Here is a 19,823-nt window from a genome sequence, read left to right on the forward strand (position 1 = left end):
GCTGGTTATGGACTTACAATCACGACCGGCCCAACACGGGCATCGGCGGCATCACCCCGAAACAGAAACTCGCACTTGCCGCATAGCCTCTACTCATAGCTCGCGCTAAAAATGGGGGGATTACCGGCGATACTGTCCGGCGCAAATGTTTAACGCCCAAGTTATCTGACGCCGGAACCCCTCAGAGTACAGGCCGTGGGCCTACATTGACGCCCATCGTGCGAATGTTCGTCAATGTAGGCCACGGCCTGCTCAACCATCATTGGCCTGTCTACATGCCCGACGAAGCTTGTTCGAAAGTTGAGTCAGCATGAACTCTTGTTCGTGCAGCGATGTACGGATTGGGGATGTCTGAGCATGGTGCCCACGGCAAAACGACCTACTTTGTTTTACGGTGCATTAAGCTGGAGTTTTTGAGCTTCCGTTTTTCGCTGGGGCGACTTGGATTTCATTTGTGGTGCTGACTTCCACGCCTCCGGCCTTAATTTTAAACGCTGCAGCTCCAATAGCGCCCAATGCAAAAATTATCAGCACCACCCCTAAGATGACTGAGGCTGTTTCCTTACCTGCGGGGGCAAAAACGATAACCATTGACGCAACGATGAAAAGCAGACACGCAGCTGCTATCAGCAGACGCTTCGTCTTTTCTTTTTCTCGAAGTAGTACGCCGAGTTCAGCTACCGCTTCTTGGCCGGTTGCGCCGCCCCTAAAACCACCATCATCAATTTGCATAGCTGCTCCTTTTGATTCCTGGGTCTAACGTGGTCTGATCTGCAAAAAGAAAATTTAACCGGTAATAAAACAAGAGCTCTTCGGTTTCTTTTCTCTGGAAACCCCTGATGTTGCCTTGCTCAAATTGGTTATACTTCGAAAATAATAGTTATAACTAAATGGTCAAAAGAGACACAAAAAATAATTTTAATTTTACCAATAAAATTAACAAAATTAATATACTTTTTTACGTCTTTTTCTCAACAAAGTATCTAGCCGCGAATTGATCATATAAGAGCCATAGATCAACAGCGCAACATTGGAACCGAGAATGTTTACTCTCATGTACGACACATGCGGGGGGGCATGGTTTTGCCAAATTACTTTGCAGATAAGGCTTCCTAATTCAACCATTAACTTACCCATATCTGTTCTTGCGCAAGTAATCTTCGGATTGTCAACTGCGAACCTGCTTATCGCTTGAATGCTAATTCATATTGATATATATTATCATTATCATTTAGCTTTAGCCTGCAAGGAAATCACTATGAGCAGTTTTTCCGCAAAAACTGATACCGTTACCCTGGATAGCCTCAAGGTTGGGGATTTTGCTGTTGTTACTGATGTTGTCGGATCGCAAGCTGATCAGTCAAAAACGAGCTTTGATGTGATTCGCCGCTTGAAAGAACTGGGCTTTGTAAAAGGCGAATCGGTCAAAATCTTGCACAAAGGTTACTTTGGTGGTGAGCCGCTTGCTGTGCGGATTGGTCAGTCTACTTTTGCTTTGCGTCGATTTGAGGCCGCCTTTATCGGTGTTGCTAAGGCTGGAATTGTTTAATGAGTCATGCCGAATTGGTAGTGCCACGTGTCGCTTTAGTTGGTAATCCGAATTGTGGGAAAACAGCTTTATTTAATCGTCTGACAGGTGCGCGGCAAAAAGTAGCGAACTATGCTGGTGTCACGATTGAGCGTAAAGAAGGAAAGTTTCGCTCCCCTGCCGGTCGATTCTGGAATGTGCTGGATTTGCCCGGTACGTACAGTTTGAATGCAATTACTCCTGACGAAAAAATCACTCAAGATGTGATCACCGGGCAGCGTTCTGATGAGCCTGTTCCCGACGTTGTGGTTTGCGTGGTGGATGCGACAAATCTGAAGCGCGGCCTGAGAGTTGCGCTGGAATTAAAAAATATCGGCATGCCAATGATCTTGGCTGTCAATATGATGGACGTCGCGAAGAAGCGTCACATTGCTATTGATATTGATTTGCTCCAAGAATCATTAGGAATTCCAGTCGTTGAAACTATCGCAGTGGATCATAAAGGGATCGATCTTTTGCTGGATAAGCTGGAGGTATTCGCCCAGCATCTAAAACAGCCATCCACCACTGTCGCAAATACAGCGCATGATTTCAGTCAGATATCTCCCGAAATAATTCAAGCCGAAGCGAATGCCATTCTGGACCGTTGCGTCTCTTATGCTGCCAGTACGGATCATCATTTCAGTTATAAGATAGACAGCTTCGTCTTGCATCCTGTAGTCGGCCCACTCATTTTTGCGGTGTTGATGTTCCTGGTTTTTCAGGCAGTCTTTGCATGGGCTCAACTGCCTATGGACTTGATCAAGTCCGCTGTAGATGCTACGGGTGCGTTTGTTGAAGCCAATATGCAAGAAGGAATGCTGCAAGGTTTGCTCGTCAAGGGTGTCATTGGCGGTGCTGGTAGTGTGTTGGTGTTTTTACCCCAGATTGTCATTTTATTCTTCTTCATTCTGGTGATGGAAGATTCGGGTTATCTGCCAAGAGCCGCGTTTTTGCTTGATCGCGTGATGGGTAAAGTAGGCTTGTCTGGTCGGGCTTTTATCCCTTTATTGTCAAGTTTTGCTTGCGCTATTCCCGGCATTATGGCGACACGGACAATACAGAATCAGCGAGATCGTCTGGTCACAATCATGATTGCGCCATTAATGACCTGCTCTGCCCGGCTGCCGGTTTATGCCTTGATCATTGCTGCGTTTATACCTCCTAAGATGATTGGGGGCTGGTTAAGTTTACAGGGCTTAGTTTTATTTTTACTCTACCTTGCTGGCATTGTGTCAGCCATGGCGGTAGCGTTTGTGCTAAAGAAAAAATGGGGCTCCAGCGAGCAGCAGGCTTTAATGCTTGAATTGCCGGATTACCGCTTCCCTAACTCGCGTAACTTGGTGTTAGGTTTGTGGGAGCGAATCAAGATTTTTACCACCCGGGTCGGGACGATTATTCTGGCATTGATGGTATTGCTGTGGTTCCTTAGCAGTTTTCCCAGTGCGCCAGAGAATGCGAATCACCCTGCGATTTATTACAGCATCGCAGGTTTATTAGGCCGCGGATTGGAACTTATTTTCGCGCCGATTGGTTTTAACTGGCAAATTTGTATTGCGCTGGTTCCTGGCTTAGCGGCACGCGAGGTTGCAGTTGCAGCACTTGGTACCGTCTACGCTTTATCTCAGTCCGGAGAGGAATTGGCCAGTAGTCTGGAACCATTAATTGCGCACTCCTGGTCATTGCCCACTGCCCTATCTTTATTGGCCTGGTATGTATTTGCACCGCAGTGTATTGCGACGCTTAGTGTGGTGAGGCGTGAGACGAATACTCTGCGCTACCCGCTTCTGATGGCTGGATATTTATTTGGTCTGGCGTATTTTGCCTCCTTCGTCACTTATAACGTCTCACGCTTTTTCCTCGGAAGCTGATATGCAAACTGTGGTCACGATGTTGATTTTAGTTGCTGCATCCATTTATCTTATTATTAAGTGGATGCCCTCGACTATCAAGCAAGGTCTGATGGTCTGGATTTCGCCATACTCGCCTAAGCTGGCGTCTGCGCTCGGTGCGCCCGCTGGTGGATGTGGAAGCGGCTGCTCTTCCTGCGGTTCTTGCGAATCATCGGCTAGTAAAAGTGTGGAGCAAAATCAATCTATAGATATTGTAAATAGTCCTACTGAAAAGCCTATCAGATTTGTAAGAAGATAACATTTTAGTTATTTATTAACATGGAAAGTCACTGTTAATTGATGTATCCTGTTGGCAACTATAAGCATCACTGGCTGCAATAAATTTTCCTTTCAGCGACTATCGGTGCGTATCCGAGACACAATTACAAATCCACTATGCGCAACACTATCTACGATAAAAGCGACAAAGGTCGTGAAGAGATTGCGACACGCAAGTATCAGCTCGCGTCCCGAATGAGAAGTTTGCTCGTGATGATTGACGGTAAGCAAACCGAAGAAGAGTTGCTGAAAAAAGTCAGTGCCTTGGGATTGACCGGGCAGCATATTCAAGAGTTGCTGGATCAGGAGTTTATCACTGCGCCTTTGTTTGCAGACCCTCCGGTTGAAGTCAACGTTGTTGGTGTAGCCCCTGTCGCCCCTGTAAGTTCGGTAGCTGATATAGATATCCCGATCAATCCAGCCGACCTGCTGGATGAATCGAAACGCATTCAAGCCTTGCACACATTTTTCAATGAAACAATTAAAAGTACGCTTGGCCTGCGCGGTTTTACACTTCAACTCAAAGTAGAGCGCGCTGCGACAGTTGAAGATTTTCGTGCCTTAAGAAATACATATATCGAGGCAATTCTGAAGGCAAAAGGTAAAGAAATGGCGCGCAGTCTGCGCGATCGCCTCGATCAATTATTGTTCACGGGTGATCCTGCATTTGTCGATAAAATAGTGCCGGACGATGAATAAGTAATCGATGATTTATACTATGACTAGCCGTATAACGAAAAACAAAAAAGCTAGGAAATTCCTGGCTTTTTTATATCTCAATCAAACTGTAATCAACCGTCGTATAAAAATCCGGTTGAATGCGCCTATTTTTCACTCATTTATTCAATGCCTTGGCTCGTCAGATATTCTTCATACGAACCACGGAAATCAATAATTTCATTCTCTTTAATTTCCAACACCCGCGTCGCCAGTGAAGATACAAACTCACGGTCATGCGATACGAATACTAATGTTCCCGCATATTTTTCCAGCGCGATATTCAGAGATTCGATCGATTCCATATCCATGTGATTGGTCGGTTCGTCCATGAGCAATACATTGTGGCGACCCAACATCAGCTTGCCGTACATCATGCGCCCTTTTTCACCACCGGACAGCACTTTGACCGATTTCTTCACGTCATCGCCACCAAACAACAAACGACCTAAAATAGAACGTACCGCCTGATCATCGTCGCCCTCTTGTGTCCATTGGCCGATCCAGTCCGTCAGGTTTTTGTCTGAGGCAAATTCTTCGGTAGGATCTTGCGGCATATAGCCAACATTGGCATTTTCTGCCCATTTCACCAGGCCGCGATCCGCATGTAAGCCTGCGATATCATCGCCGCCAATACAGCGTAACAAGGTTGTTTTGCCAATACCATTGGCACCGATAATCGCTATGCGCTCGCCGGCTTCAATCATCAGATCGACATTTTTAAACAAGGTGCGGTCGTAGGCTTTCATCAATCCCTGAACCTCTACTGCAAGGCGATGCAGTTTCTTTTCTCCGTCAAAACGAACAAAAGGATTCTGGCGGCTGGAAGGCTTAAATTCTTCGATCTTGATTTTATCGATTTGCTTGGCGCGGGAAGTCGCCTGACGTGCTTTGGATTTGTTCGCAGAAAAGCGACGAACAAAATCTTGCAATTCCGCGACTTTTTCTTTGGCCTTTGCATTGTTCGCCATTTGCTGTGCGCGTGCTTGTGAGGACGCCAGCATGTAATCATCGTAGTTGCCTGGGTAGACTTTTAAGGTGCCATAATCCATATCGGCCATATGCGTACAGACCTGATTCAGAAAGTGACGATCATGGGAAATGATAATCATGGTCGAGTTACGGTCATTCAGCGTATCTTCAAGCCAGCGAATCGTGTTGATATCCAGATTGTTGGTTGGTTCGTCAAGCAACAAGATGTCAGGATTGGAGAACAAGGCTTGTGCTAGCAAGACACGTAATTTCCAGCCCGGCGCGACCGCGCTCATCAGCCCCTGATGCTGATCAATAGGAATACCTGCGCCAAGCAGTAGCTCCCCTGCCCTTGGCTCTGCGGTATAGCCGTCATATTCGGCAAACTTTGCCTCAAGATCCGCAGCCTTCATGTAATCGTCGTCAGTCGCCTCAGGATTGGCGTAGATCGCGTCGCGCTCAGACATGGCGGCCCACATCTCGGTGTGCCCCATCATGACGACATCCAGAACACGCATATCTTCAAACGCAAACTGGTCCTGACGCAACTTACCCAGGCGCTCATTCTGGTCTAGCATGACTGTTCCCGAGGATTGATCGAGATCGCCGCCCAAAATTTTCATGAACGTGGACTTGCCACAGCCATTGGCGCCGATCAAGCCATAGCGATTGCCATCACCAAATTTGACAGAGATGTTTTCGAACAGTGGCTTTGGGCCAAACTGCATCGTAATATTTGCGGTAGAGAGCACGGAAAAACCTTTTGCAATAGAGTTATAACTAGCCTTACATTATAACATCGTCACTGGCACCTCCTCTATTTCTGCGGCGTCAAAAGCAAAGAGCGCAGTGTTTAAGCTGCGCTCTTTGTTGAGTTGCTGAGCATTCCAGTCCAGCGAATCGCTGACTGGAATGCTCATTGATGCTAATTAGCCATTAAAGCTTTTGCCTTCTGCAGCAAGTTTTGCCAGCAATGGCGCCGGTTTCCAGGCGTCACCATGACGACCTTTGGCATAGCGTTCCATTGCCATGACAACATTTGGCAAACCGATGGTATCGGCATAAAACATTGGGCCACCGCGATGCAATGGGAAACCGTAACCAGTCAGATAGACCATATCAATGTCAGATGCACGGGTTGCAATACCTTCTTCAAGAATATAAGCGGCTTCATTGACTAGTGCGTAAATCAGGCGTTCTATAATTTCCTGATCGGTGATTTTACGACGCTCAATGCCCAGATCCGCAGAATGTTTGACGATCATGTCATTCACTACCTGCGATGGATATGCCTTGCGATCGCCCGCTTTATAGTCGTACCAGCCTGCGCCGGTTTTTTGACCAAAACGACCCATCTCACACAGCAGGTCGGCTGTTTTTGAATAGGTGATTTGTGGCTTCTCAACATAGCGACGTTTGCGAATATACCAGCCAATATCATTGCCAGCCAGATCGCCCATACGGAACGGCCCCATCGCAAAGCCCATTTTCTCAACTGCTTTATCGACTTGCTCCGGCGTGCAACCTTCTTCGATCAGGAAACCCGCTTGACGGCTATATTGCTCGATCATACGGTTACCGATGAATCCGTCGCATACACCGGATACGACGCCAGTTTTCTTAATTTTTTTAGACAAGGCCAGGGTCGTAGCAAGCACGTCTTTGGCAGTTTTTTTGCCGCGTACAATTTCCAGCAACTTCATCACATTGGCCGGGCTAAAGAAATGCGTGCCCACAACGTCTTCCGGGCGCTTGGTAAAGCTGGCGATCTGGTCGACGTCCAGTGTCGAGGTATTGGAGGCGAGGATTGCGCCTGGTTTCATCACTTCATCCAGTTTTTTGAATACTTGCTCTTTTACGCCCATATCTTCAAATACCGCCTCGACGACGATGTCAGCTTGGCCAATCGCTTCGTAAGATAAGGTGCCGGTAATCAAACCAACGCGTTGTTCGAATTTTTCAGGCGATAACTTGCCTTTTTTCATTGTGTTTTCGTAGTTTTTACGAATGGTTACCAGACCTTTGTCCAGAGCCTCCTGTTTCATCTCCAGAATCTGTACCGGGATGCCTGCATTCGCAAAATTCATGGCAATACCACCACCCATTGTTCCTGCGCCAATGACCGCTGCCGATTTGATCGGACGGGTTGGAGTATCTTCCGGCACATCAGGCAGTTTGCTCGCTGCACGCTCGCCGAAGAAGGCGTGACGCAATGCTTTGGATTCTGTGGTTTGTACTAATTCGAGAAACAGATCTCGTTCTACGTTAATACCATCATCGAATTTTTTGGTGACAGACGCAGCAACGGCTTCGACGCATTTCAATGGCGCGGGGAACTGGCCGGACATTGCGCGAACGGTATTGCGTGAGAACTGCAGGAAGGCTTCGTAATTCGGATAATCGATCTTGATGTCGCGCACGCGTGGCAGCGGACGGACGTCTGCGACTTTGGCGGCAAAAGCCAATGCACCTTGCATCAGGTCGCCTTCGATCAGTTCGTTAAATAAAGCGGTTTTGGCGAGTTTTTCTGATGGTATCGCAGTGCCAGATACGATCATATTCAATGCCATTTCCAAGCCAAGTACGCGAGGCAGCCGTTGTGTGCCGCCGGCGCCTGGCAGAATGCCGAGCTTGACTTCAGGCAGGGCGATTTGCGCACCTGGCGTCACTACGCGGTAGTTGCAGCCCAGTGCAAGTTCTAGTCCGCCACCCATGCACACGCTGTGTATCGCAGCGATAACCGGCTTAGTAGAACCCTCAACGATATTGATTACGGTATGCAGCGACGGTTCTGCTGATGCTTTTGGTGAGTTGAATTCTTTAATATCGGCGCCGCCCGAAAACGCTTTGCCAGCGCCAGTAATGATGATGGACTTAATTGCATCGTCATTTAGAGCCTGCTTCATGCCTTCGACAATCGCGCTGCGTGTCGAGTGACCTAAACCGTTAACAGGGGGATTGTTGAGGGTAATGACGGCAACATTGCCGTTGACTTGATATTCCGCGCTCATGTCTCTTCCTAAGGGTTGAAATACGTTTTTTGATTGTACAAGCGTCTCATTGGCACCCTACTAAAATAGGTAAATTGAATGCCGCTTGCTGACCAGAATGCTGTCTGCGAGTTTTTACGTCATCTCTACTATACCGCAAAAAAGTACGGTCGTATTATTTTTAGGGGAAATTTTTTACTCATTTAAAAAAGGCATACTCCCCATTATTTTATGGGAAATATGCCGATACCACTTGTATTACATGGCGTCTTAAAATATACAGGTGGGTAGTATATTAAGCATAACACTAAACTAATTCTTATACCTCTAACCACTCTTTACGAGTCGCTTCATTGGCACGCAAATCGGCGGGACTTCCTTCAAACACGATACTGCCGTGCCCCATGACATAGACCCTTTGCGAGATTTCTAGTGCGATCGCGAGTTTTTGCTCAACCAGCAACACGGATATGCCACGATTTTTAAGTTCTTTGAGATATTCGGCAACTAATTCGACGATCTTAGGTGCCAGCCCCTCAGTCGGCTCATCAATCATGATCAGGTCCGGATCTCCCATCAGCGTACGGCATAGGGTCAGCATTTGTTGTTCGCCGCCAGACAGTACGCCCGCCGCAGTATGTTGACGCTCCTTCAGGCGCGGGAACATTTTGTACATATCGTCCAGCGACCAGCGCGATTTTTTACCTGACTTTTCCCCCAGAATCAGATTCTGTTCCACGGTTAAGGTCGGAAAAATATCGCGATTCTCCGGCACATAACCCAAGCCTTTGTGGGCGATCTGGAAAGCTTTCAGGCCGATAATCTCTTCACCCTTAAACTTAATCGACCCAGTTGAGTCAACCTGCCCCATCGCGGCTTTGACGGTAGTTGAGCGACCGACACCGTTGCGCCCCAATAAACTGACGATTTCGCCTTGATTGACGACAAGATCAACACCATGAAGGACATGGCTTTTACCGTAGAAAGCATTGAGGCCTTTGATTTCTAATAATGTACTCATGCTGCGGCCTCCAACGGGGCATGACCACCCAGATATGCGTCTTTAACTTTTTGATTATTCCGGATATTGACAGGTGTGTCGTAGGCAATGACTTCGCCATATACGACAACGGCGATTTTATCTGCAAGGCCAAACACCACGCTCATATCATGCTCGACCATTAACAGCGTCTTGCCGACGGTAACTTTTCGGATCAGCTCAACGGCAGCATCAGACTCCGACCGGCTCATACCAGCAGTTGGTTCATCGAGCAAGATGACGTCAGCGCCGCCAGCAATAGTGATACCAATTTCCAATGCACGTTGTTCCGCGTAAGTCAGTAAGCCTGCTGTGATGTCACGCCGGCGTTTTAGGCCGATTTGCTCCAATACGGCCTCAGCCCGTTCATGCGCATCTTTCAAACCATTGAGTCGATGCCAGAATGAATATTTATAGCCGAGCGACCACAGTACCGCACAGCGTAAATTTTCGTACACCGATAAGCGATGAAAAATATTTGTAATCTGAAAACTGCGTGATAAGCCACGACGGTTAATCTCAAACGGACGTAATGTGGAGATACTCTCGCCATTCAATAAAATATCACCGGAGCTGATGGGAAAACGGCCAGAGATCAGATTGAATAAGGTCGATTTTCCCGCACCGTTTGGCCCGATGATTGCAAACCGCTCGCCCTTTGGCACTTGCAAATTGGCACCTCGGATGATTTCAGATTTGCCAAAAGTCTTTCTGACATCTTTTAACTCAAGAGAGAACAATGAAGTCACACTCATGATTGCACCCTCCTCATTTGATCTTCAATTTCGGTGCTGACTTCGCCCCATTTTTGTGTAAAGCTGGATTTGGTAATAACGAATCCCACGACGCCGATGGCAATCAATGCCCCGGCAGTCAGCCATGCAGCAGGTTGTGCCGTATCGACCATTACACCAAATAAGTTGACGGTAGAATTTTGCGATGCTTCCAAAGTGCGCTGATACAGCATTTCGATTGCGATCACTGTACCAAACACAGCAATTGTGGTTGCCAGAACAAGTTTCCACATGGATGGCCAGACCCGTTTGAACAAACCAAATTTGGCAACCCGCAGATTCAGCATCAATATACTGGCGATACCACCCGGCGCATACATCACGATGATGATGAAGAAAATGCCAAGATAGAGTTGCCAGGCTTTGGTGAAATCAGACAGCATCACCGTCAACACAACGCCGATTACCGCGCCGATCATCGGGCCAAAGAAGAAGCCGATACCTCCGATAAACGTGAACAAAAGCACAGCGCCAGAGCGAATGGCGCTGACGTTTTCAGCACTTACAATTTCAAAATTAATGGCCGACAGTCCACCTGCAATGCCGGCAAAAAAAGCAGACAAAATCAAGGTCAGATAGCGAACCCATTGCGTGTTGTAACCGACAAACTCAACGCGCTCTGGATTATCCCTGACCGCATTCGCGAGCCGACCAAGCGGAGTTTGTGTAAAGGCGTACATGCCAATCGTGCTGATAAACAGCCACGCTGCAATCAGGTAATACACCTGAATCTGGGGTCCATAGGTAATACCCAGAAAAGCTTTGCCAATCACGCGATTAGTAGAAATGCCGCCTTCACCACCAAAAAAACTTGGAAACATTAATGAACTGGCGAATACCAGTTCGACCATACCCAGAGTGATCATCGAAAAGGTCGTGCCAGATTTTTTCGTCGTAACATAACCAAACAAAATGCCGAAAAACATACCAGCAACACCACCGATTAATGGGATTAGTGTAATGGGAAACATGATCGTTCCATCGGTCACCAGATTCATCGCGTGGATCGCAAAGAAAGCGCCCAGTCCAGAATAAACGGCATGGCCGAACGACAGCATGCCGCCCTGCCCTAACAGCATATTGAAGGACAAGCCAAAAATCATCAGCGTGCCAATTTGGGACAATAGTGAAAGCGATCCGCCTGATTTAAAAATCAGCGGCGCAATGACCAACATCGTTGCGAAGCCAAGCCAGATGATCCAGCGCGCCAGATTCAGCGGTTTATAAGTCAATGTTTTTGTCATTTTTTATCCTTCGCGAGTACCCAGCAAACCTTTTGGCCGGAAAATAAGGATAAGCACCAATAGCAGGTAAGGCATGATCGGTGCGACCTGAGCAATCGTCAGGCTGAGCATCGAATAGCCGGGTGCAGTAGCGGAAATCTGTGTGCCCAATTTCGCAAAAACTGTGACGAAAGAGTAATCAAGCGCCACGGCAAAGGTTTGCAGTACGCCAATCAGGATAGAAGCGACAAATGCACCGGCAAGAGACCCCATGCCACCGACCACCACGACCACAAAAATAATGCTACCCAGTGTTGCCGCCATACCAGGCTCGGTAACAAAGGCGTTGCCACCGACCACACCTGCCAATCCGGCCAAGGCGCAACCGCCGCCAAACACAAGCATAAACACGCGAGGGACATTGTGCCCCAGGGCTTCTACCGTATCCGGATGTGTCAATGCCGCCTGAATCACAAGACCTATCCTTGTCCTGGTTAGCAATAAATAGATCGCAACCAGCATCAGCAAAGCGACAAACATCATGAAGCCGCGGTACATAGGGAAGGTCGTGGTGTACAAGGTGAATAAAGGACCATCAAGCTCAGCCGGAATAGGATATGGCACGGTTGAGCGCCCCCAGATCAACTGCACCAGTTCCACAATCACGTAAGACAAACCAAAAGTGAATAGCAGTTCCGGGATATGTCCGTATTTGTGTACTGAACGCAGTCCGTAGCGTTCCACCATCGCACCGAGAAAACCGACTATCAGCGGCGCCAGAAACAGCGCTGGCCAGAAACCTAATTTGACACTGATGCCGTAAGCAAAATAGGCACCCAACATGTAAAAACTGGCGTGAGCAAAATTAAGCACGCCCATCATACTGAAAATCAGCGTCAAACCAGAGGAAAGCATAAACAACAGCAATCCATAGCTGACGCCGTTCAGCAAGGTGATCAATGTGAATTCCACAGCAAAGATCCTTTTTAAAATCTTGAACGATCGTACTATTTTTATGAAAAAAAAGAGAGCGCATCGAAATGCAACTCCCTCTCAGATTTTGCCGATTAACCAGGACGTTTCATCTGACAAGACGAAGGCTGAGTAGCAACGAAGGCATCAATTTTTTGATTCGTCTTCCAGCCCAGACCTGTATTTTCCTGGTCAAATTTCACATCTTTGCCATTAGTTTTTACCCATGTAGCGATATACAGTGGTTGTTGAATCTGGTGATCCAATTTACGCATAACGGTGTCACCGTTCAGGCTTTTAACTTTGGAGTTTTCCAAGGCAATTGCCACTGCTGCCGGTTCAATGGATTTAGCGTCTTTTACTGCCTTACCCATATAGGCGAGAACAGAATAGGTCGCCATGGAATAGTAGTCGTCTTTGTACTTGGCTTTGAATCCTTCAACTATATCCTTACCTGCAAAGGTTTCGTTGTTAGCATTCCAGTAGCCAACGTACTTCACATGATCGACACCAGCAGGACCCATCGCTGTTGGAACACCTGTGGTCGATGCGTAGTAAGTAAAGAAATTTGCTTTTAAGTCAGCATCTTTCGCTGATTTAATCAACAAAGCCAGATCCGCGCCCCAGTTGCCGGTAATTACTGTGTCGGCGCCAGACGCTTTAATCTTGGCGATGTAAGGAGAAAAATCCTTGACCTGCCCGATAGGATGCAAGTCGTCGCCAACAATTTGAATATCAGGACGTTTGCGTGCCAGATACTCTTTAGCGGCACGAGTAACCTGATGACCAAAAGAATAATTCTGGCCGATGATATAGACCTTCTTAATGCTCTTGTCCTGCGCCATGTAGGTGGTCAGCGATTCCATCTTCATGTCAGAGTTGGAATCAAAACGGAAATGCCAGAAGCTGCATTTACCGTTGGTCATGTCCGGATCAACCGCAGCATGATTCAGATAAATGATTTCTTTGCCCGGATTGCGCTCATTATGTTTGTTGACAGCGTCAAGCAACGCCAGGCCAACACCGGATCCATTGCCCTGGGTGATATAACGGAAGCCTTTGTCAATCACGGTTTTCAGTACGCTCAAGGATTCTTGCGGACTACCTTTATTATCGAAGCCAACGACTTCAAATTTATGCGGGCCAGCCCAGCCTTCGGCATTGGCTTTTTCAGCAATGTACTGATAAGAATTCAGGATGTTTTGACCAACAGGGGCAAACGGGCCGGACAGTGGATCGATATAGGCGATCTTGATGGTATCAGCCATCGCAAGCGGTGCTGACAATGCCAGGGCAATTGCTAAAACAGATGTACGTAATTGAAATTTCATTTGTCTCACTCCAGTATTTTTGTGGATGTTTATGGAAATTACTTTTTTACTTTTTTTACGTGCTTTTTTGTTGGAAAGTGTTGATCTAACATGTCACTTTCCCTTCTTTGATCACAATCAGGCGGTTGGCAATTTGTAGTCTTTAAATTGATCCCTTAGCTTGTTTTTCAAAATTTTCCCCGTTGCTCCCAGTGGCAGTGCGTCGATGAAAACGACGTCATCTGGTGTCCACCATTTTGCTATTTTCCCGTCATAAAATTTTAGCAATTCTTCTTTTTCTATCTCTGCCCCCGGTTTTTTCACTACCAGCAATAAGGGTCTTTCATCCCACTTCGGATGGAATACGCCGATACATGCTGCCTGCAGGACGGCTGGGTGCGATACCGCTACATTTTCCAGATCAATCGTGCCTATCCATTCACCGCCGGACTTAATCACGTCCTTGCTGCGATCTGTGATCTGCATATAGCCATCAGCATCAATTGTTGCTACGTCACCCGTTGGGAACCAGCCGTTTTCGAGAATATCGCCACCCTCGTTTTTAAAATAACTACTGATAATCCAGGGACCTTTGACAAGCAAGTTACCATAAGTCTTACCGTCCCACGGCAACTCTTTACCTGCGTCATCGACAATCTTCATGTCCACACCAAAAATGGCATGACCTTGTTTTTCAAGGATGGCTTGCTGTGCATCGTCGGACAATGTCATGTGCTTGGCCTGAAGCGTGCCGGTGGTACCTAATGGCGACATTTCTGTCATCCCCCAGGCATGCACGACTTCAACGCCGTAGGTGTGGCGTAATGTTTTCATCATAGCAGGCGGGCAGGCCGAGCCGCCGATAACCGTGCGTTTGAAGGTCGAGAATTTGAGATTATTTTGTGCGACATAGGTCAGCAAACCTAGCCATACGGTAGGAACTCCTGCCGAGAAAGTGACTTTCTCCTGTTCAAACAACTCATACAAAGACTTACCATCCAGCGCCGGGCCAGGAAATACTAATTTTGCTCCGGTTAGCGGTGCCGAATATGGCAGGCCCCAGGCATTGACGTGGAACATGGGTACCACAGGCAAGACAGAATCCCGTGCTGATACATTCAGACCATCTGGCATGGCAGACGCATAGGAGTGCAGAACCGTCGAGCGGTGTGAATACAGTGCCCCCTTGGGGTGACCGGTAGTGCCAGAGGTATAGCAAAGACTGGACGCAGAGTTTTCGTCAAACTCGGGCCAGACAAAATCATCGGCATTTGCGTCAATCAAGTCCTCATAGCAAAGCAAATTCGGAACCGATCCATCGGCAGGCAAATGTTCACGATCACACATCATGATAAAACCTTTGATGGTGGGGCAATGGCTGGCGACCGCTTTCACGATAGGCAGGAACGTGATATCGAACAGCAGATACTGATCCTCTGCATGATTCACGATGTAGGCAATTTGCTCCGGATGCAGGCGAGGATTGATCGTGTGCAACACGGCACCGGAACCTGATACAGCGTAATAAGCTTCCATATGGCGGTAGCCATTCCACGCTAGCGTAGCAATACGGTCACCGATTTTGATACCCATTTTTTTAAAGGCATTCGCTAGTTTTTTAGAGCGACGATGACATTCGCGATAGTTGTAGCGATGGATGTCACCTTCTGCGCGGCGGGAAACAATTTCATTGCTGCCAAAATACCGGTCTGCGTGTTCGATAATGCTTGAAATGAGCAAAGGCTTGCTCATCATCTGGCCCATGACCGGGCTTTGTTGATACTCCGACATCTGTTCTCCTGAATTATGTTGTCATCTGAACTAGTTCAACAATTAGATCGTTTTTATCTGCTTTTTACCAAATTAAATTTTCTTGTAACGATTTTTGTACGACCGTACTAATTCGTCAATCCTTATTTATGCTGCATGGCACCATCTTTTTGATGTAAATAGTTGTCCATTCAAATTCTAGTTAGAGGAATCAATCAATTTATCGTCGATACTGAAATTGCAGTGCAACATAGAGCAAAAACAATTCAACAATTTGAGACATTTTCCCGTCTTTTTCTGACAGTTTTTTTAGACGAAAAAATTGCCGATAACATTTCTGTTCCGGCAATTTGGTTTCGATGTGTACTTGATGAGTATGTAATGAGCACTAACAATCGCATAAATTCGGTTTTTATACGTTTTATTTTTTACGTGCGCGCCCTATTGTCTGCGTTTCGCCAGAATCGATGCTAAAACTTGCTCCCGCATCGCGACCCAATACCTTGACTAAATACGGCATCACTTCGCGCAAACTTGCCTCCAGAGTCCAGGGCGGATTGATGATGAACATGCCACTGCTATGTAGACCGAATCCGTCAGGAGACGGGCCGCTGACGGACAAGGTTACATTCAGCCAGCCGTTGGCTTGCAAGCGCTTCAGCCGCTCAGGCAACTGTTTTGAGTCCGGCCGATTCAATACTGGATACCAGACAGCAAATACGCCCGTTGGGAACCGTTTTAAGCCATCTTCTACCGTATCTTTGACACGTCGGTAATCGTCTTTGACCTCGTAAGGCGGATCAATCAAGACCAGACCGCGCCTTGATGGCGGTGGCAATAAAGCCTTTAACCCCTCAAAACCATCCCCTGCAGTAATAATGACGCGCTTGCCACGAGTGGTGGGACGATGTCCCTGTGCTGCTGAATGGGCAACAATTTTGCGGAAATTTTCAGCGAGAATTTTAATTTCACTAGGATGTAATTCAAATAAACGCAAACGGTCTTGCTCGCGCAAAATCTTCTCGGCGCAATAAGGTGAACCCGGGTAATAGCGCATTTTGCCGCTGGGATTGAGCTCTTTGACCAGATCGACATATTCGGCAAGTGACGCTGGTAAGTCTTTACGATCCCAAAGAGGACCGATGCCAGTTTCAAATTCCGCGTTTTTAGTCGCATAACCGCCATCAAGCGCATACAAACCTGCCCCAGCATGAGTGTCAATATACGTGTAGGCAGTATCTTTTTGGCCTAAATAATTGAGTAATTGAATCGTGACGAAATGCTTGAGAACGTCTGCGTGATTACCGGCATGGAAGCCGTGGCGATAGCTCAGCATGGTGGAATTCCTATAAAAATCGATGGCTTGCCTCTGAAAAGAAAGCAAGCCATGTAAGTAAGATGCGTAATGTGCGTAATAAGATGCCGGATTTTACTCTTTTTACGCATGTACAGGCTTAAAAGAGCTTCAGACTATGTTTTCACACGTGTTACCCGTGGAAACATTGATATCTATATCTAACAAGCCTGCCAGGATCAGGCAATCCGTTTGCCCATGATAATCAAGTCACGTTCAACTCCATCCAAATTGGCGACTTTAGGCATGTTGGCCCAGATTTCAAAATTGAAGCTTGCAAACAAATTCATGCTAGGCGTGTTGTGTCCAAAAATAAAACCGAGCAAGGTATGTACTTTAATTTGCGGAGCGAAAGCGATTGCTTCCGTCAAAAGGTAGCGCCCTAATCCTTTGCCACGGGCATCTTCATGCAAATAAATCGACAATTCCGCTGTACCCGAATACGCAGGACGACCATAAAAATTAGAGAAAGACAGCCAGCCGAGGATCTGACCGTCTTGCTCAATCACCCATAAAGGCCGCTTGTCCGGGGTGTGCTCATTGAACCACGCATAGCGCGACTCAACGGTGACGGGCTCTGTGTCTGCGGTTACCTGACGCGATGCAACGGTTGAGTTGTAGATGGCGACGATAGCAGGTAAATCGTCAAAAGACGCGATGCGATGTGATGGGACAAATCCGGTCATGGAAAATATGGGGAACAAATAGCAAAAATAATATAACTATAAAAAGAATAAATTTAGCAATGATATGAGCGCGTGACCTGAAAAGCGCTGGTCAGCATTGCATTACAAAGTATGCGTTGCCCTGGATGAGCGAATCGCTGCACCTAGTAATTCCTCTACACGCAATTTAATACGGGTGCCGCTTTCATCATCAGGAAAATGAACTCCAATTCCCTGTGACTTATTATTACCTGCACCTGCCGGTGTGATCCAAGCGACTTTGCCAGCGATCGGATATTTATTCGGATCATCCAATAAAGTCAGAATCAAGTAAATTTCTTCGCCTAAACGATAGCTTTTGTTCGTCGGAACAAAAATACCGCCGTTCTTTAAAAATGGCATATACGCAGAATACAACGCCGCTTTTTCTTTAATCGCCAGTGATAAAACGGACGGACGTGCCGGTGTTGGCATGTTCAGGGGAGCACTAAGATCGGCTGGTAAGTCGGCCATAAACAAGCTTTCAGTGAAATAGTGAAGAGTAATCCAGCAGCATGTCTTCGATAAAGAGTTTGGCTGACAACGGATGGCTGGCTATCGCTTGCCGCTCATTCGTGTTTTTAATCACCTGCAATAACGCCGGAGTGTCTACCCGTGTTGCCAGTGCCGCCAACTCTTTTTGATAGCGTGGATGATACCGGATTCTGCCCGTTTGTTTAAAAGAAAAAATATCGTACAACCACCGCTGTAGCCACGCCACCGTATTAGGTACATTTAATTTTTGCATTTTTTCTGCAATTTTCAAACTCGACTCGACACCGGGTTTGCATAACTGTCGTAAAAAATCATCGAATTCAGCACGGTCTTCTGATTGTGCCATTTGCAACGCCGAGAGCGGTGCCCCGCCCTGCTGCGCCAGCCAGGTTTCGGCATCGGCGAGCTGTTGTGTTTTCAGCCAGGCCAGAGCTTGTGCGGTATCTGGCACTCCCATCGCGAATTTATGACAACGCGACAAAATTGTCGGCAGTAATTTATCGAGACTATTGGATACCAAAATAAAAACGGTATTCGGATTAGGTTCTTCCAGCGACTTGAGCAAGGCATTCGCGGCCGGAATATTCAAGGCCTCGGCTGGATACAATACGATCACACGCCTTCCCTGGCGATGCGTAGAAATATTCATAAAATCCGATAAGGCCCGGATTTGATTGATAACGATTTCTTTGGACGGCGCTTTACTCGCTTTAGCTTTTTTTTCTGGCTCCGGCGCATCCGCTTCGCTGGCGATATTATCTTCCTCATCCAGCAATTCTGGGCGGACGCGGCGATAGTCGGGATGACTGTATTGCCCAAACCAACCACAAGAAGCACACTTTCCACAAGCATGGCCATCCGGTGTTGGCGATTCACATAACAGGGATTGCGCTAGATGTTCGGCAAATACGGTTTTTCCTATGCCCTCGGGTCCATACAAGAGTACGGCATGCGGCATGCGCTGACGCAGCAAATTCAGTTGCTGCCATGCGTCTGTTTGCCAGTGAAACAAAGGATGCGTCATGAGTAAGTCGCATCCTTACATAACTGGGCAATTAAGATATCGAGTTGCGCTCTGATTTCAGGAATAGATAAGCTTGAATCGATGATACGGAAACGCTCGGGGAATTCTGCCGCCCGACGCAAATACTCCGCCCGCGTCCCAGCAAAAAAATCGGTTTTTTCCTGTTCGAATTTATCCAGATCGCGAGTCGCATCAAGACGTGCACGGGCAACCTCTAGCGGCACATCAAACAATAAGGTCAGATCCGGTTGCAGATGTGGATGCACCCACTGCTCTAATGCAGTCAGTTTATCGAGCGCCAACTTACGTCCACCGCCCTGATAGGCGAAACTTGCATCGGAAAATCGGTCAGAAATAACCCAGTCACCTCGGGCCAGTGCTGGCTCAATCACCTGGGCAATGTGTTCTCTGCGCACGGCAAACATGAGCAATGCCTCAGTTTCCAAATGCATTTTTTCTTGCAATAGTAATTCGCGTAATTTTTCACCCAAGGCCGTTCCGCCCGGTTCGCGTGAAGAAATAACTTGTTTGCCATGCTGCTTCAATAATTCGGCGACATAAGCAATATGGGTGGATTTACCGGCACCATCGATTCCTTCAAAGGTAATAAATTTACCTTTACTTTTACCCGTGTTTTTACCTTTGACCGGGTCTTGTGCAGTGCCGTTTTCCATGTGATCTGTTTTTATTTTTGTGTTCATACTACTTTATCAATTCACTC

Annotated in this window: 18 protein-coding genes; 3 read left to right on the forward strand and 15 right to left on the reverse strand. The window is 47.1% G+C overall.

Features of this window, described 5'->3' with window-relative positions; all coding sequences use genetic code 11:
• Positions 1–399: 399 nt before the first annotated feature.
• Entirely contained in the window at positions 400–732 is a 333-nt protein-coding gene (locus tag ACO0LE_RS17850; RefSeq protein ID WP_422961692.1) for a hypothetical protein, read from the reverse strand.
• 526 nt (positions 733–1,258) lie between these two features.
• Here ACO0LE_RS17850 and ACO0LE_RS17855 point away from each other — a divergent pair.
• From ACO0LE_RS17855 to ACO0LE_RS17865, 3 genes are all read left to right on the forward strand, one after another.
• Positions 1,259–1,549 (forward strand): FeoA family protein, encoded by a 291-nt coding sequence (locus tag ACO0LE_RS17855; protein WP_422961693.1) that lies wholly within the window; start codon positions 1,259–1,261, stop codon positions 1,547–1,549.
• Entirely contained in the window at positions 1,549–3,438 is a 1,890-nt protein-coding gene (gene feoB, locus ACO0LE_RS17860) for a ferrous iron transporter B (RefSeq protein ID WP_422961694.1), read from the forward strand. The genes ACO0LE_RS17855 and feoB overlap by 1 nt, the downstream gene beginning before the upstream one ends.
• Positions 3,439–3,855: 417 nt before the next feature.
• A complete protein-coding gene (locus ACO0LE_RS17865) occupies positions 3,856–4,437 on the forward strand; it encodes a hypothetical protein (protein ID WP_422961695.1) in 582 nt (193 codons plus the stop codon).
• Between the two features lie 140 nt (positions 4,438–4,577).
• Here the strand turns inward: ACO0LE_RS17865 and ACO0LE_RS17870 are convergent, their stop codons facing one another.
• From ACO0LE_RS17870 to tmk, 14 genes are all read right to left on the reverse strand, one after another.
• Positions 4,578–6,179, reverse strand: a complete 1,602-nt coding sequence (locus ACO0LE_RS17870; RefSeq protein ID WP_422961696.1) for an ABC-F family ATPase — start codon at positions 6,177–6,179, stop codon at positions 4,578–4,580.
• A 39-nt stretch (positions 6,180–6,218) separates the two neighbouring features.
• Positions 6,219–6,347, reverse strand: coding sequence for a hypothetical protein (locus ACO0LE_RS17875; protein WP_422961697.1), 129 nt, complete (start codon positions 6,345–6,347; stop codon positions 6,219–6,221).
• A 9-nt stretch (positions 6,348–6,356) separates the two neighbouring features.
• Complete coding sequence (locus tag ACO0LE_RS17880) at positions 6,357–8,438, reverse strand: 3-hydroxyacyl-CoA dehydrogenase NAD-binding domain-containing protein (protein ID WP_422961698.1); 2,082 nt, start codon at positions 8,436–8,438, stop codon at positions 6,357–6,359.
• A gap of 298 nt (positions 8,439–8,736) precedes the next feature.
• Positions 8,737–9,438 (reverse strand): ABC transporter ATP-binding protein, encoded by a 702-nt coding sequence (locus tag ACO0LE_RS17885; RefSeq protein ID WP_422961699.1) that lies wholly within the window; start codon positions 9,436–9,438, stop codon positions 8,737–8,739.
• Positions 9,435–10,211 (reverse strand): ABC transporter ATP-binding protein, encoded by a 777-nt coding sequence (locus ACO0LE_RS17890; protein WP_422961700.1) that lies wholly within the window; start codon positions 10,209–10,211, stop codon positions 9,435–9,437. The genes ACO0LE_RS17885 and ACO0LE_RS17890 overlap by 4 nt, the downstream gene beginning before the upstream one ends.
• On the reverse strand, positions 10,208–11,494 hold the full coding sequence (locus ACO0LE_RS17895) for a branched-chain amino acid ABC transporter permease (RefSeq protein WP_422961701.1): 1,287 nt from the start codon (positions 11,492–11,494) through the stop codon (positions 10,208–10,210). The genes ACO0LE_RS17890 and ACO0LE_RS17895 overlap by 4 nt, the downstream gene beginning before the upstream one ends.
• A gap of 3 nt (positions 11,495–11,497) precedes the next feature.
• The gene (locus ACO0LE_RS17900) at positions 11,498–12,445 is read right to left on the reverse strand and encodes a branched-chain amino acid ABC transporter permease (RefSeq protein ID WP_422956797.1); all 948 of its coding nucleotides are present in this window, start codon (positions 12,443–12,445) and stop codon (positions 11,498–11,500) included.
• A 95-nt stretch (positions 12,446–12,540) separates the two neighbouring features.
• On the reverse strand, positions 12,541–13,776 hold the full coding sequence (locus tag ACO0LE_RS17905; protein ID WP_422961702.1) for a branched-chain amino acid ABC transporter substrate-binding protein: 1,236 nt from the start codon (positions 13,774–13,776) through the stop codon (positions 12,541–12,543).
• 117 nt (positions 13,777–13,893) lie between these two features.
• On the reverse strand, positions 13,894–15,546 hold the full coding sequence (locus tag ACO0LE_RS17910; RefSeq protein ID WP_422961703.1) for a 3-(methylthio)propionyl-CoA ligase: 1,653 nt from the start codon (positions 15,544–15,546) through the stop codon (positions 13,894–13,896).
• A gap of 400 nt (positions 15,547–15,946) precedes the next feature.
• Entirely contained in the window at positions 15,947–16,861 is a 915-nt protein-coding gene (locus ACO0LE_RS17915) for a 23S rRNA (adenine(2030)-N(6))-methyltransferase RlmJ (RefSeq protein WP_422961704.1), read from the reverse strand.
• A gap of 197 nt (positions 16,862–17,058) precedes the next feature.
• The gene (locus ACO0LE_RS17920; protein WP_422961705.1) at positions 17,059–17,565 is read right to left on the reverse strand and encodes a GNAT family N-acetyltransferase; all 507 of its coding nucleotides are present in this window, start codon (positions 17,563–17,565) and stop codon (positions 17,059–17,061) included.
• Positions 17,566–17,667: 102 nt separating this feature from the next.
• Complete coding sequence (locus tag ACO0LE_RS17925) at positions 17,668–18,057, reverse strand: PilZ domain-containing protein (RefSeq protein WP_422961706.1); 390 nt, start codon at positions 18,055–18,057, stop codon at positions 17,668–17,670.
• A 10-nt stretch (positions 18,058–18,067) separates the two neighbouring features.
• Complete coding sequence (locus ACO0LE_RS17930) at positions 18,068–19,102, reverse strand: DNA polymerase III subunit delta' (RefSeq protein WP_422961707.1); 1,035 nt, start codon at positions 19,100–19,102, stop codon at positions 18,068–18,070.
• Complete coding sequence (gene tmk, locus ACO0LE_RS17935; protein WP_422961730.1) at positions 19,099–19,776, reverse strand: dTMP kinase; 678 nt, start codon at positions 19,774–19,776, stop codon at positions 19,099–19,101. Before tmk ends, ACO0LE_RS17930 begins: the two co-directional genes overlap by 4 nt.
• Positions 19,777–19,823: the final 47 nt, after the last annotated feature.

Source organism: Undibacterium sp. Xuan67W (genome assembly GCF_049340165.1).
Lineage (GTDB): Bacteria > Pseudomonadota > Gammaproteobacteria > Burkholderiales > Burkholderiaceae_D > Undibacterium.